Annotated in this window: 10 protein-coding genes; 7 read left to right on the top strand and 3 right to left on the bottom strand. The window is 71.2% G+C overall.

Annotated elements, in window-relative coordinates:
- The first annotated feature begins 3 nt into the window (after nt 1-3).
- Nucleotides 4-1,212 carry a PP2C family protein-serine/threonine phosphatase gene (locus ACIBN2_RS19200; RefSeq protein ID WP_399135655.1) on the top strand — a complete coding sequence of 403 codons (1,209 nt, stop codon included), beginning with the start codon at nt 4-6 and terminating at the stop codon, nt 1,210-1,212.
- 1 nt (nt 1,213) lies between these two features.
- Here ACIBN2_RS19200 and ACIBN2_RS19195 read toward each other — a convergent pair whose 3' ends face one another.
- The 3 genes from ACIBN2_RS19195 to ACIBN2_RS19185 all read right to left on the bottom strand — a co-directional run bounded on the left by ACIBN2_RS19195 (nt 1,214) and on the right by ACIBN2_RS19185 (nt 3,798).
- Nucleotides 1,214-1,711, bottom strand: coding sequence for a MarR family winged helix-turn-helix transcriptional regulator (locus ACIBN2_RS19195; protein ID WP_399135654.1), 498 nt, complete (start codon nt 1,709-1,711; stop codon nt 1,214-1,216).
- 86 nt (nt 1,712-1,797) lie between these two features.
- Entirely contained in the window at nt 1,798-2,685 is an 888-nt protein-coding gene (locus ACIBN2_RS19190; protein ID WP_399135653.1) for a YihY/virulence factor BrkB family protein, read from the bottom strand.
- Nucleotides 2,686-2,751: 66 nt separating this feature from the next.
- On the bottom strand, nt 2,752-3,798 hold the full coding sequence (locus ACIBN2_RS19185; protein WP_399135652.1) for a LacI family DNA-binding transcriptional regulator: 1,047 nt from the start codon (nt 3,796-3,798) through the stop codon (nt 2,752-2,754).
- Between the two features lie 221 nt (nt 3,799-4,019).
- Between ACIBN2_RS19185 and ACIBN2_RS19180 the strand changes: the two genes are divergently transcribed.
- From ACIBN2_RS19180 to ACIBN2_RS19155, 6 genes are read left to right on the top strand one after another with little or no spacing between them, the layout of a single operon-like run.
- Nucleotides 4,020-5,312, top strand: coding sequence for an ABC transporter substrate-binding protein (locus tag ACIBN2_RS19180; protein WP_399135651.1), 1,293 nt, complete (start codon nt 4,020-4,022; stop codon nt 5,310-5,312).
- 9 nt (nt 5,313-5,321) lie between these two features.
- Complete coding sequence (locus ACIBN2_RS19175; protein ID WP_399135650.1) at nt 5,322-6,248, top strand: carbohydrate ABC transporter permease; 927 nt, start codon at nt 5,322-5,324, stop codon at nt 6,246-6,248.
- Complete coding sequence (locus ACIBN2_RS19170; RefSeq protein ID WP_399135649.1) at nt 6,245-7,150, top strand: carbohydrate ABC transporter permease; 906 nt, start codon at nt 6,245-6,247, stop codon at nt 7,148-7,150. Before ACIBN2_RS19175 ends, ACIBN2_RS19170 begins: the two co-directional genes overlap by 4 nt.
- 35 nt (nt 7,151-7,185) lie before the next feature.
- Entirely contained in the window at nt 7,186-8,448 is a 1,263-nt protein-coding gene (locus tag ACIBN2_RS19165) for a glycosyl hydrolase (protein WP_399135648.1), read from the top strand.
- Nucleotides 8,445-10,454, top strand: a complete 2,010-nt coding sequence (locus ACIBN2_RS19160) for an endo-beta-N-acetylglucosaminidase (RefSeq protein ID WP_399135647.1) — start codon at nt 8,445-8,447, stop codon at nt 10,452-10,454. Before ACIBN2_RS19165 ends, ACIBN2_RS19160 begins: the two co-directional genes overlap by 4 nt.
- Before the next feature lie 36 nt (nt 10,455-10,490).
- Nucleotides 10,491-13,511 (top strand): alpha-mannosidase, encoded by a 3,021-nt coding sequence (locus ACIBN2_RS19155; protein ID WP_399135646.1) that lies wholly within the window; start codon nt 10,491-10,493, stop codon nt 13,509-13,511.
- Nucleotides 13,512-13,527 lie beyond the last annotated feature (16 nt).

The following is a 13,527-nucleotide window of genomic DNA, read 5'->3' as shown; positions in this document are numbered from 1 at the left end:
TTCGTGAACAGCTCTGACGCGGTCCCGTCCGCGGAATCCCAGCTGCGGGCCGCTCCGCCCCACGCTCTGGTGGCCAGCGCCGGCCGGCTGCTGGCGGAGCGCTTCGGCGCGGCCGATGCGACGCTCCTCCTCGCCGACTACGGGCTGTCGGTCCTGCAACCGGTGAAGCACCTGCCCGACACCGGCGACCCGGTGTCCGCCCACGACGGCCCCGCCGGCACGGCCTTCACCACGCAGAAGCCGGTGCTGGAAGTCACCGCCGACCCCGCGACGGAACTGGTCCACCTGCCCATCACCGTCCGCGGCGACCGCCTCGGCGTGCTCTCCGTCCACGTGCCCGACACCGCCGCCGACCCGGCCACGGTGCTCCGGCTCGGTGACTTCGCCACCGCGCTGGGCCACGAGCTCGCCACGGCCTCCCGGGACACCGACCTCTACCTCCAGGCCCGCCGCACCCGCCGTCTCACCCTCGCCGCCGAGATGCAGTGGCAGCTCCTCCCGGGCCGGGGATGCGCCCGCGACGAATTCGTCATCGGCGCCCATCTCGAACCCGCCTACGCCATCGGCGGCGACAACTTCGACTGGTCCTCGAACGCCGACCACCTCACCCTCAGCGTCACCGACGGCATGGGCGAGGGCATCGACGCCTCCCTGCTCACCAGCCTCACCGTCGGCGCACTGCGCAACGCCCGCCGTGCCGGCATAGGCCTCGCCGACCAGGCCTGCCTCGCCGACCAGGCCCTCTTCTCCCAGTACGGAGGCAAGAGGTACGCCTCCACCCTGCTGCTGCGCTTCGACCTCGCCACGGGCTCGGTGTCCGCCGTGGACGCCGGGTCCCCGCAGCTGTACCGGCAGCGCGGCACCACGGTCGAACACGTCGACCTCGAGGCCCAGATGCCTCTCGGCATGTTCGAGGAGACCCCCTACGAGGAGCAGACCTTCCGGGTCGAGCCGGGCGACCGCCTGGTCGTCCTCAGCACCGGCGTCCACAGCCCCCGATCGGAGGCCGGGGACATGTTCGGGGAAGGCGTCCTGCGCCAGATCCTGGGCGCGACCCGGCAGACCTCGCCCCACGAGGCGGCGCGCTCGGTCGTCGCCGGACTGATCGAACACGTCGGCAGCAGGGAGCTCCTCGCCGACGCCTCCGTCGTCTGTCTCGACTGGACGGGCCGCGAAGCCGAAACGCCTCGACAAGAGCGGCCGAACCGCTGACCTACGGGTCCTGCGGTGGCCGCCAGGCCGCTTCGTCCGGTGTGGAGAGAACGGCCTTCATCCCGCTCACCAGCGCCGACCGGTCCGCGGGCGCCATGGCGGCCAGCAGGCCGTCCAGGGCCTGGGTGCGTCGACGGGCCACGTCCTTCAGCACACGTTGCCCCTGACCGGTCAGGTTCAGCTGCACCTCACGGCGGTTGACAGGATGCAGCGTGCGCTCCAGCATCCCCGCGGCCTCCAGCCGGTTGCACAGCCGGCTGGCGGTGGGAAGCCCGATGTCCAGCCGCTCCGCCAGGCCCGTGAGATTCAGCTCCGGTGCCGCCTCCAGCGCCCGTAGCGCCCGCAACTGGTGCAGGGACAGCCGTACGGCCGCCTCCTGGGCGGCCACGGACCACAGGTTCGCAAGACGCTCCACCGCATCGGCGATCTCTCGCGCGTCGGCGCTCGGATCGTCACCCAAGCCCTCCACGCGGTCGTCGGCGCCGCCGGCAAGAGTCACGAAGGCATCACTTTCCGTAAGATCCGGTCCTGCGGGAACATCCCATATTTCAACGCAGTACCCGATGAGCCGGGACGCAAGCAGTGCTACGGGTGTTCCGTCACCGGTACGGGTCGATCGGCCGCCACCCGGCGGACGGGCTTCGCCAGCTCCGCGTTGAACTGGGCGCCCGCCAGCAGGGCCAGGTTGGACAGCCACAGCCAGATCAGGAAGATCACGACGCCGGCCAGTGAGCCGTACAGACGGTGGTAGGCGCCGATGTGGGACGTGTAGAAGGCGAACCCGAGCGAGACGGCCAGCAGGAGCAGCACCGCCAAGGTGCCGCCCGGCGCCATCCGGCGCACCGGGCGGGACGACGCGGGGCCCGAGCGGTACAGGACGAGCACCATGGCCACGGCGGCCAGGGCCACCACCGGCCAGCGCAGCGCGTCCCACGCGGCCTGCGGCCCGCTGCCCAGATCCAGCGCCCGGCTCAGCCGCCGGGCCAGGCTGCCGGTGAGGAAGAGCGTGAGGGTGGACGTGAGCAGCAGGGTGATCAGCACGAGGGCCGTGACGATGATGCGCGGAGCCGTACGCCACACCGGCCGGTGGGCACTGATCCGGTGCATGGAGTGCAACGCACGGCGGAAGACGCTCAGATAGCTGGATCCCGACCACAGGGCTCCCGCCCCGCCGAGGAAGACCAGCGTCCACGCCGCCGACGACTGTCCGGTCAGCTGCAGCAGGGTGCTGCGCAGCAAGGGCTGCGAGGCGACCGGGGCGGCCTGGGCCATGCGGTCGATGACCTCCGGCTTCGCGGTGGGCATGGTCAGCCCCACGATCGAGAGGATCACCAGCAGCACCGGGAACAGGGCCAGGACGGCGTAGTACGTCAGTGCCGCGGCCCAGTCCGTGATGTCGTCGTTCCAGACGGCCACCGGGGTCCGGCGCAGCGCCGCCCACCATCGAGCCCTGCGGCCGTCTGCATCGTCCATGGGGCGGACTCACTCACCTTCGTTGTTGCTCGGGCCGCGCTTGCTCGATCGGGGGCCTCGGCTGGCTCATGCCCCCCGGGCCACCCCCGTACTCTCCCGCACGATCACCTGGGGCACCGGCACCCGCACCGTGCGCGCCGGGCCGCCGTCCAGCAGCGCGGTCAGCTCCCGGGCCGCCGTACGGCCGAACTCCACGCTGTCGCGGGAGAGGGCGGACAGCCAGGGCCGGACCATGCGGCACAGCGCCGAGTCCTCCCAGGCCACCACCGACACGTCCGCCGGCACGGTGAAGCCGAGTTCGGTCGCGGTGGCGACGCCGGCGACGGCCATCACGTCGTTGTCGTAGATCAGGGCGGTCGGGGGAGCGGGCCGGCCGAGGACGCGGCGGGTGACGGCCGCGCCCTCCGCGTCGGAGTAGTCGGTGGTCACCGACTCGACCTCGTGCAGGCCGCGGCGGCCGGCCTCGGCGCGCAGGGTGCGCATCCGGCGCTCGGTGTGGGCCAGGCCCGGCAGGCCCGCGATGTGGACGATGCGGCGGTGGCCGAGCCGGTACAACTCGTCGACGACGGAGGCCATGGCGCCCGCGTCGTCCGCCCAGACCGTCGACAGGCCGGGGTGGCGCTCGTCGGGCGCGCCGCCGATCACCACGGCGGGCAGGCCGAGTTCGTCGAGCAGGTCCGGCCGCGGGTCGTCGGTGCGCGGGTCCACCACGAGGACGCCGTCCACGCGGTGCTCGGCCCACCAGCGGCGGTAGACCGCGCACTCGTCGGGCACGTCCTCCACCACCTGGAACAGCAGGCCGAGATGACGCTCCGCCAGCACCTCCTGTATGCCGGAGACGAGCTGGAGGAAGAAGGAGTCCACGCCGAGCGTGTCCGCGGGCCGGGCCAGCACGAAGCCGACCGTCGCCGCGCCCTCCCCGGACAGCTGGCGCGCCGCCGTGCTGGGCCGCCAGCCCAGCTGCTCGGCGACCCTGCGCACCCGGTCACGGGTGACCTCGGAGACGCCAGGGCGGCCGTTGAGCGCGAAGGAGACGGCGCTCTCGGAGACACCGGCGCGCTGCGCGATGTCCTTCATCGTCGGCCGGCGGGCCGGGGAACGCCTGGCTGGCACCTGGCTCACCCTTTTCTCGGCAGTCGTAGCTAATGCGCTTGAGTGCGAGAACGGTAAAGCGCATTAGTGATGATGCGCAAGTTCTCGATCACAAACGCTCTGACCTGCACTAATGAGGAGCGAATTTCTTTAGTAGAGGCCAATCCATTGACTTCTCATGAACGCCCCGGGCATGGTCCCTGGCGTCACCGCCAACGACACTCCGAGGGAGTCGTGTCACCGTGCCCACATCCCGCAGAACCTTCGCCGCCGTAGCCGTCGCCGCTCTCGTCCTGCCGCTGAGCGCCTGCGGCTCCGGCAGCGGCGACAGCGGATCGTCCGACGCCTCCGGCAAGGTCGAGGGCGACATCACCTTCCAGACCTGGAACCTGAAGGCCAACTTCAAGCCCTACTTCGACGGCCTCGTCGCCGACTTCGAGAAGAAGTACCCGGGCACCCACGTGAAGTGGATCGACCAGCCCGCCGAGGGCTACGCCGACAAGATCAGCGCGGACGCGGCCGGCGGCACCCTGCCCGACGTCGTCAACGTCTCCCCGGACCTCGTGGCCCCCCTCGCCAAGGCCGGCCTCGCGCTCGACCTCGACAAGGCCGCCGCCAAGTACAAGAAGGAGTACCTCGCCGGAGCCTGGGCCAGCCACCGGATACCGGGCATGACCGGCACGTACGCCTTCCCCTGGTACCTCAACACCGGGCCGCTGTTCTACAACAAGTCCCTGTTCGAGAAGGCCGGACTCGACCCCGCGCAGCCGCCGAAGACCTACGGCGACCTCTTCGCCGACTCGCTGCAGATGGCGAAGAAGAGCGACGGCAAGGTCGCCACCCTCGCCAACGTCCCCACCATCGAGGACTTCGGCCGCTACGGCGTCGAGCTGATGGACAAGCAGGGCGGCGCCTTCACCTTCAACGACGCCAAGGGCGTCGAACTGCTCACCAAGTACAAGCAGTTGTACGACGCCAAGGCACTCGACCCGCAGGCGCTGACCGCCACTCCCGAGTCCTCCGGCAAGAAGTTCCTCACCGAGGCCGTCGCCATGAACCCGGGCAGCGCCCTGGACCTCGGCAACTTCAAGAAGCAGGCGCCGAACCTGTACAAGAACATCGGCATCACCGACCAGATCACCAGCACCGGCCACGTCAACATGTACGTGATGGGGGTGATGGTCAACTCCAAGACCAAGCACACGCCCGCCGCCGTCGCCTTCGCGCACTACGTCACCGACGCCGAGCACCAGATGTCCTTCGCGAAGAAGGTCGCCATCTTCCCCAGCACCGCCGGCTCCCTGGACGACCCGTACTTCACCAAGGAGGACGGCACCGACGAGACGCGCGTGCGCATCGCCGCCGCCAAGTCCCTGAAGAGCGCGGTCAATTACACGCCCGTGCTGTTCAGCGACCAGATGAAGACGGCGCTGCGCAACGAGGTCGCGAAGGCGCTCCAGGGCAAGGAGAGCCCCAAGGAAGCCCTCGACAACGCTGTCAAGCAGTGCAACACGCTGCTCCAGCAGCAGGGATAGGACGCTCCGATGGCCTTGTCCACCCTGTCCGGCCGGCGGCTGCCCGGGGCGGGAGGCATGCGCCGGGTGCGGCGCCAACTGCCCACGAGCCCCTGGCTGTTCGCCGCGCCAGGACTGCTGATCACCGGCATCTTCATCCTCTACCCGTTCGCCTCCACGGTGATCAACTCCTTCACCGACCGCCGGACGCTGATGCCGGGCGAGTTCGTGGGGCTCGCCAACTTCCGCGAGCTGCTGCACGACGACATGTTCTGGATCGGACTGCGCAACAGCACGCTCTACGTCGTCGGCGTCGTACCCGCGCTGGTGATCCTGCCGCTGCTGCTCGCTCTGCTGGTGCAGAAGAACATCCCCGGCATCACCTTCTTCCGCTCCGCCTTCTACACCCCGGTCGTCGCCTCGATCGTCGTCGTCGGGCTGATCTGGGTATGGCTGCTCGACGAGCGCGGCCTGATCAACTCGCTGCTGGAAGGCATCGGAATCGGCCGCGTCGGCTTCCTCAGCGACCAATGGCTGCTCCTGCTGAGCGCGATGGCCGTGACGGTGTGGAAGGGCCTCGGCTACTACATGATCATTTACCTGGCGGCGCTGGCGAACGTGCCCCGTGAACTCCACGAGGCCGCCGCCGTCGACGGCGCGGGCGCCGTGCGCCGCTTCGTCACCGTCACCGTCCCCGCCGTCCGCTCCACCATGGTCCTGGTCGGCGCGCTCTCCTCGGTCGCCGCCTTCAAGGTGTTCTCCGAGGTGTACCTGATGGCGGGCCCCAGCGGCGGACCGGCCGGCGAGGACACCACGCTGGTGATGCTGGTCCAGCGCACCGGTACCGGCCTGACCGGCCGCGTCGGCTACGCCTCCGCCCTCTCCCTCGTCGTCTTCGTCGTCACCGTCGCGCTGATGCTGCTCGTGCTGCGCGCCGACCGCAGGGAGGAGACATGAGCGTCGCCGAGAAGGTACGGCCCGTCGAGGCACCGGCCGCCGCCCGGGAGCCGCGCGTCACCGACGAGCACGGCCGCCGCATCCGGGTGTGGGAACTCGCCCTGCGCTACGCGCTGTTGCTCGCCGTCCTCGCCCTGACCGTCGGCCCGTTCCTGTGGCAGCTGTCCACCTCGCTCAAGGGGCCGACCGAGGACATCTTCAGCTCACCGCCGAAGTTCCTGCCCGCCCACCCCACCCTGCACAACTACGAACGGGTCGCCGAAACCATCCCGGTGTGGGACTACGCCTTCAACTCGCTGAAGGTCGCCGCCGCCAACGTCGTCACCAACTGCGTCGGTTCGGCCCTGGCCGGCTACGCGCTGGCCCGGCTGCGCTACCGCGGCCGCCGGATCGCCACCCTCACGTTCATCCTGGCGATGCTCGTGCCGGTGGAGGGCATCATCATCGCCCAGTTCACCACTATGCGGGAGCTCGGCCTCAACAACACCCTGATCGGGGTCGTCCTGCCGGGCTGCATCGGCGCCATGAACGTGCTGCTGATGCGCAACGCCTTCCTCAACCTGCCCTACGAGATCGAGGAGGCGGCCTACGTCGACGGCGCCAACGCCTGGCAGCGGTTCCTGCGCATCGCCCTGCCGTCGGTGAAGGGCACCCTCGCCGTCGTCGCCATCTTCGCCTTCATGGGCGCCTGGGACGACTTCCTGTGGCCGCTCATCGTGCTCAGCGACCCCTCCAAGTTCACCCTGACCATCGGCCTCAACTACCTGCACGGCACCTTCGCCAACGACGAACGACTCGTCGCCGCGGGCACGGTCATCGCCGTGGCACCGCTGATCGCCCTCTTCGCCTGTCTGCAGCGGTACTTCTTCCGCGGCGTGGGCGAGGGGGCCGTCAAGGGCTGACCACCGCACCCGAGTTCAAGGACACAGGACACCGCATGCCTTCTGCCGTGCGCTTCGGCGTCAACTACACCCCCAGCAAGGGGTGGTTCCACCACTGGCTCGACTACGACCCCGACTCCGTACGCGCCGACCTCGACTCCATCGCCGCCCTCGGCCTGGACCACATCCGCGTCTTCCCGCTGTGGCCCTACTTCCAGCCCAACCGCACCCTGATCCGCCCCCACGCCGTCGAGCAACTGGTCCAGCTCGTCGACGACGCCGCCGCACGCGGCCTCGACGTCAACGTCGACGGCCTGCAAGGTCACTTGAGCAGCTTCGACTACCTGCCCGCCTGGACCCGCACCTGGCACCGCCGCAACCTCTTCACCGACCCCGACGTCCTCGACGGCCAGGCCACCTACCTGCGCACCCTCGCCGCCGCCCTCGCCGACCGGCCCACCTTCCTCGGCATGACGCTCGGCAACGAGGTCAATCAGTTCTCCGCCGGACCGCACCCGGACCCCGACCGCGCCACGGAGGAGCAGATCGACGCCTGGCTGGCGCGCATGCTCGCCGCCTGCGAGCAGGGCGCCCCCGGCAGGCTCCATCTGCACGCCGAGTACGACGCCACCTGGTACCAGGACGACCAGCCCTTCACCCCCGCCCAGGCCGCCCGCCACGGCGCCCTCACGGCCGTGCACTCCTGGGTCTTCAACGGCACCGCCCAACGCCACGGCCGCACCGCCGTACCGACCGAGCACCACGCCGCCTACCTCGTCGAACTCGCCAAGGCATGGGCCGGCGACCCGCACCGCCCCGTCTGGCTCCAGGAGGTCGGCGCGCCCGCACCCCTCGTCCCGCCCGAGCACGCCGCCGCCTTCACCGAGGCCACCGTCACCAACGCCCTGGACTGCCCCGACCTGTGGGGCATCACCTGGTGGTGCTCCCACGACGTCTCCCGCGACCTCGCCGACTTCCCCGAACTCGAGTACGGCCTCGGCCTGTTGACCAACGACCGCCATCCCAAGGACACCGCCCGCGTCCTCGCCGACGCGGCCGCCCGCGCCCGCACCCTCACGCCGCCGGCCCCCCGCACCACCGCCCTCGCCGTCCCCGCCGACCCCGCCCGGCGCTCACGCTGCGCCCCCGGCGGTCCGGTCTTCGATGCCTTCTTCCGCCTGACCGCCGACGGCGCCCGCCCCACGACCGTCCTGGACACCCGGGCGGACGACAAGGACCACCTCACCGCACGCGGCATCGCCGAGGTCGTCACTCCCGAACAGGTACTCCCCACCCCGCAAGGAGGCACCAGCTCGTGAACCCCACCAGACGGACCGTCCTCATCACCGGCGCGGCGGCAGCGGCGTCCCTGCTGTCGCCGCCGTCGGCCGTCGCGGCTCCCCGCAGGACGAAGGCCGCCGCCACACCGCCGTACGCCTCCTACTGGTACCCGGACTCGCTGCCCTCCGGCAGCCCCGGTACCGGCATCACCTGGCGCAGCCTGAAGAGCTGGAAGGCCGCCGACGACGCCGACCTCGCCTTCAACGCGGCGTCCGTGCCGCTCGCGGCCCGCTTCACGCCGACTCCGGCGAACACCACCGCCCGCTCCGGGCAGGCACGCATCCAGTCGCTGGTCTCCTTCGGGCCGACCTCGGGCAACCCCGCGCAGGGTGCGGCGACGGCCGACTACTACGCCCTCACGCACTGGGCCTACATGGACGAGCTGGTGTTCTGGGGCGGCTCGTCCGGCGAGGGCCTGATCCTCGCGCCGAACGCGCCGGTCGTGGACGCCGCCCACCGCCACGGCGTGCCCGTGCTCGGCAACATCTTCCTGCCGCCCACCGCCTACGGCGGGCAACTGCAGTGGACCCGCGACCTGGTGCAGAAGGACGCGACCGGGCACTACCCGCTCGCCGCGCGGCTCGTGGCGGTCGCCGCCGCGTACGGCTTCGACGGGTGGTTCGTCAACGCCGAGACCGGCGGCGGGAACAGCGCGCTGGGCGCCGACATGCTCGGCTTCGTCAAGGAGCTCACCTCGCTCGCCGCCGCCCGCGGTCAGCGGGTGACCTGGTACGACGCGATGACCGTGGGCGGCACGGTGAGCTGGCAGGGCGCGCTGAACAGCCAGAACCAGGCGTTCTTCCAGGCCGCCGACGACATGTTCGTCGACTTCCGGTGGAGCGCGGGTTCGCTCGCTTCATCGGGGCGGGCCGCCGACCAACTCGGCCGCAGCCGCTACGAGTTGTGGGCGGGCGTCGACGTCGAATCCAACGGCTCGAACACGAGCGTGAACTGGGACGCCATCGTGCCCACCACGAAGTCCCACGTCGCGTCGGTCGGGTTCTACCGGCCCGAGTGGACGCGCAACCACCTGCCCGACTCCCGCACCCCGGGCGACTTCCACGCCGCCGACGACCGGTTCTGGACCGGCCGCTCCCTCGATCCGTCCAGGCCGGACACCTCCGACTCCTGGCGGGCGCCCGCGGTGTCGGTCGCGGACCGGTCGACGGTCAGCGGTGTGCCGTTCGCGAGCACCTTCAACACCGGGCACGGGCTGCGGTGGTACGAGGACGGTGTGGTCACGTCCGATGTGCCCTGGAATCATCTCGGGCTCCAGGACCGGCTGCCCTCGCGGCGGTGGGTGGTGCGCACGCAGGGCCAACGGCCCACCGCCTCCTTCGACTTCGCCGACGCCTGGCGCGGCGGCAGCAGCCTCCTGGTCGACGGCGCACTGGACCAGCCGGCCGTGCTGGACGTGTACGCGACCCGGCTGCCGATCACCGCGGACACGGTGGTCGAGCTGACGCACCGGACCGACGCGGGCGCCGTGCGGGTCGAGCTCGCGGTCGCGACCGCCGAACCGGGCGCGGCAGGTGCGGCACCGCCGTACACCTGTCTGCCCGTGGAGTCGGGTGACGGCTGGCAGACCGTGGGCGTGCCGCTCACCGGCCTGTCCGGGACCGTCCACGCGATCGGTGTGCGCCTGAGCGCGACCGGCGGCCCGGTGAAGTGGCGGCTGGGCGGGCTCGCGGTCCGGGACGCGGTCGTCACGCCCGCCGCCCCCTCCGGCCTGCGCGTCACCGCCGCGTCCGGCGGCGATCTGCGCCTGGCGTGGCGGGCGGCCCCGGGCGGCGTACGGCACTACACCCTGCACCGCCTGCTGCCCGACGGCACCCGGCGTTTCCTCGGCGCCACCGGCCAGCAGGCCTACTTCGTCGCCGGACTTGAGCCCGAACAGGGCGAGAGCCGGGCGCGGTTGGAGTTGCGTGCGGTGGGGGAGCTGTACACCTCGTCGGACCCCGTCACCGTCACCCACCCCTGGTAACACCCGCAATCCGCCCCCACCCTTGGAGCACCCCGCATGCATGACGACCGCAGCCTGGTCGAAGCCCGTCTCAAGCGCGTCCTCGACGAGCGCATCCGTCCCGCCGTGTACCCCGAGTCCGTGCCGCTTCAGGTCGCGGTGTGGCACGCGCCCGGCGAGCCGGTGCCGGTCGCCGAGGGACTCGCGGCCGAGCCCGAGCCGATCGAGGTGGGCGCCCGGTGGGGTGCTCCATGGGGGACCAGCTGGTTCCGTGTCACCGGTACGGTCCCCGAGACCTGGGCCGGGAAGACGGTCGAGGCGATTCTCGACCTCGGCTTCGACGAGAACATGCCCGGCTTCCAGTGCGAGGGCCTGGTCTACCGGCCCGACGGCACCCCGGTGAAGGGCCTCAACCCGCGCAACCAGTGGGTGCGTATCGGCGCGCCCGTCGCCGGCGGGGAGGAGGTCCGCCTGCACGTCGAGGCCGCCTCCAACCCCGTCATCCTCGACTATTACCCCTTCCTGCCCACGCAGTTGGGCGACAAGGAGACCGCTGGCAGCGCACCGCAGTACACCCTCGTCCGCATGGACCTCGCCGTCTTCGACGAGGCGGTGTGGCAGCTGGTCCTCGACCTGGAGGTGCTGGGTGAGCTGATGGCCGAACTGCCCGTCGAGTCCGCCCGCCGCTGGGACATCCTGCGCGCGGCGGACCGGGCGCTGGACGCGGTCGACCTCCAGGATGTCAACGGCACCGCGGGCGAGGCCCGTTCACGTCTCGCGGACGTGCTGGCCGCGCCCGCCGTTCCCTCCGCCCATCGCATCAGCGCCGTCGGCCACGCGCACATCGACTCGGCGTGGCTGTGGCCGCTGCGCGAGACGGTCCGCAAGGTCGCGCGTACGACGGCGAACATGACCGCGCTTCTGGAGGACGAGCCGAACTTCGTCTTCGCCATGTCCCAGGCCCAGCAGTGGGCCTGGGTGAAGGAGCACCGGCCCGAGGTGTGGGCGCGGGTGAAGAAGGCCGTGGCCGACGGGCGGTTCGTGCCGGCGGGCGGCATGTGGGTGGAGTCGGACACCAACATGCCGGGTTCGGAGGCGATGGCCCGGCAGTTCGTGCACGGCAAGCGGTTCTTCCTCGACGAGTTCGGCATCGAGAACGACGAAGCGTGGCTGCCCGACACCTTCGGTTTCGCCGCGGGCCTGCCGCAGATCATCCGCGCGGCCGGCTCCACCCGGCTGCTCACCCAGAAGATCTCGTGGTCGCAGACGAACAAGTTCCCGCACCACACCTTCCAGTGGGAGGGCATCGACGGCACCCGGATCTTCACCCACTTCCCGCCCGTCGACACCTACAACTGCTCCATGAAGGGCAGTGAAATCGCCCACGCGGCACGGAACTTCAAGGACAAGGGCGTCGCCCGCCACTCCCTGGCGCCCACCGGCTGGGGCGACGGTGGTGGCGGCACCACCCGTGAGATGGTCGCCAAGGCGGCCCGGCTGCGCGACCTGGAAGGCTCGGCGACCGTCGTCTGGGAGACCCCGGCGGAGTTCTTCACCAAGGCCCAGGCCGAATACCCCGAGCCGCCCGTCTGGGTCGGCGAGCTCTACCTCGAACTCCACCGCGCCACCCTCACCAGCCAGGCCGGCACCAAGCAGGGCAACCGGCGCAGCGAGCACCTCCTGCGCGAGGCCGAGCTGTGGGCGGCGACCGCCGCCGTACGCACCGGATTCGCCTACCCCTACGAGGAGTTGGACCGCATCTGGAAGACGGTCCTGCTGCACCAGTTCCACGACATCCTGCCCGGCTCGTCCATCGCCTGGGTGCACCGCGAGGCCCGCGCGACCTACGCGCGCGTCGCCGGGGAGCTGACCGGGATCATCGACGCGGCACAGCGCGCCCTGGCCGGCGAGGGCTCGACGCCGCTGGTGTTCAACTCGGCCCCGCACGCCCGCGCCGGTGTCCCGTCGGGCGGTGCCGCCGCGCCCGTCGTCGACGGCCGGACGGTCCTGACCCCGCGCGAGGGCGGCGGCCACGTCCTGGACAACGGGCTGCTGCGGATCGCCGTCGACGCCCGCGGCCTGGTCGTCTCGGCCTACGACCTCGCGGCCGACCGGGAGACGATCGCGCCGAGCCGGGCGGCAGGCGTCCTCCAACTCCACCCGGACTTCCCGAACATGTGGGACGCCTGGGACGTGGACGAGTTCTACCGCAACACGGTCACCGACCTGACGGACGCCGACGAGGTGACTCCCGGCGCGGACGGCGCGTCCGTGCGGATCGTGCGGTCCTTCGGCGCCTCGCGCGTCACGCAGGTGCTGTCGCTGGCACCGGGGGAGCGGCGGCTGGTGCTGGACACCGAGGTGGACTGGCACGAGACGGAGAAGTTCCTGAAGCTGGCCTTCCCGCTCGACGTGCACGCCGAACGGTACGCGTCGGAGACCCAGTTCGGGCACTTCTACCGGCCCACGCACACCAACACCTCATGGGAGGCGGCCAAGTTCGAGGCCTGCAACCACCGCTTCGTGCACGTCGAGGAGCCCGGCTGGGGCGTGTCCCTCGTCAACGACTCGACGTACGGCCACGACGTGACCCGCAGCGTACGCACCGACGGCGACCGGGGTACGACCACGACCGTACGGGTGTCCCTGCTGCGTGCCCCGCGTTTCCCGGACCCCGAGACGGACCAGGGCATCCACCGTTTCCGGCATGCGCTGGTGCCGGGCGCGGGCATCGCGGACGCGGTGCGCGAGGGCTGGCGGATCAACCTGCCCGAGCGGCGGGCGACGGGTGCGGGGGAGGTGGCGCCGCTGGTGGGCGTCGATCGGGACGCGGTCGTCGTCACGGCGGTCAAGCTGGCGGACGACGGCAGCGGCGATGTGATCGTGCGCCTGCACGAGGCGCACGGGGCCCGCACCCGGGCCACGCTCACCGCCGGTTTCCCGCTGGGCGGTGCCGCCGTGACCGACCTGCTGGAACGCCCGCTCGCCGACGCGGCGGCACCGGAGCGGGACGGTTCGGTGATCCGCCTCGCCCTGCGCCCCTTCGAGCTGGTCACGCTCCGGCTGGCCAGGGCCTGACTAGGCGCGGTACACC

This window comes from Streptomyces sp. NPDC050534 (assembly GCF_044457745.1).
Lineage (GTDB): Bacteria > Actinomycetota > Actinomycetes > Streptomycetales > Streptomycetaceae > Streptomyces.
Note: the sequence above shows the minus strand (reverse complement) of the source record. Positions and strands in the feature narration are given on the sequence as shown.

Coding starts and splice junctions, on each gene's coding strand:
- ACIBN2_RS19155 (WP_399135646.1), top strand. CDS start 10,491: ATGCATGACGACCGCAGCCTGGTCGAAGCCCGTCTCAAGCGCGTCCTC.
- ACIBN2_RS19165 (WP_399135648.1), top strand. CDS start 7,186: ATGCCTTCTGCCGTGCGCTTCGGCGTCAACTACACCCCCAGCAAGGGG.
- ACIBN2_RS19190 (WP_399135653.1), bottom strand. CDS start 2,685: ATGGACGATGCAGACGGCCGCAGGGCTCGATGGTGGGCGGCGCTGCGC.
- ACIBN2_RS19170 (WP_399135649.1), top strand. CDS start 6,245: ATGAGCGTCGCCGAGAAGGTACGGCCCGTCGAGGCACCGGCCGCCGCC.
- ACIBN2_RS19175 (WP_399135650.1), top strand. CDS start 5,322: ATGGCCTTGTCCACCCTGTCCGGCCGGCGGCTGCCCGGGGCGGGAGGC.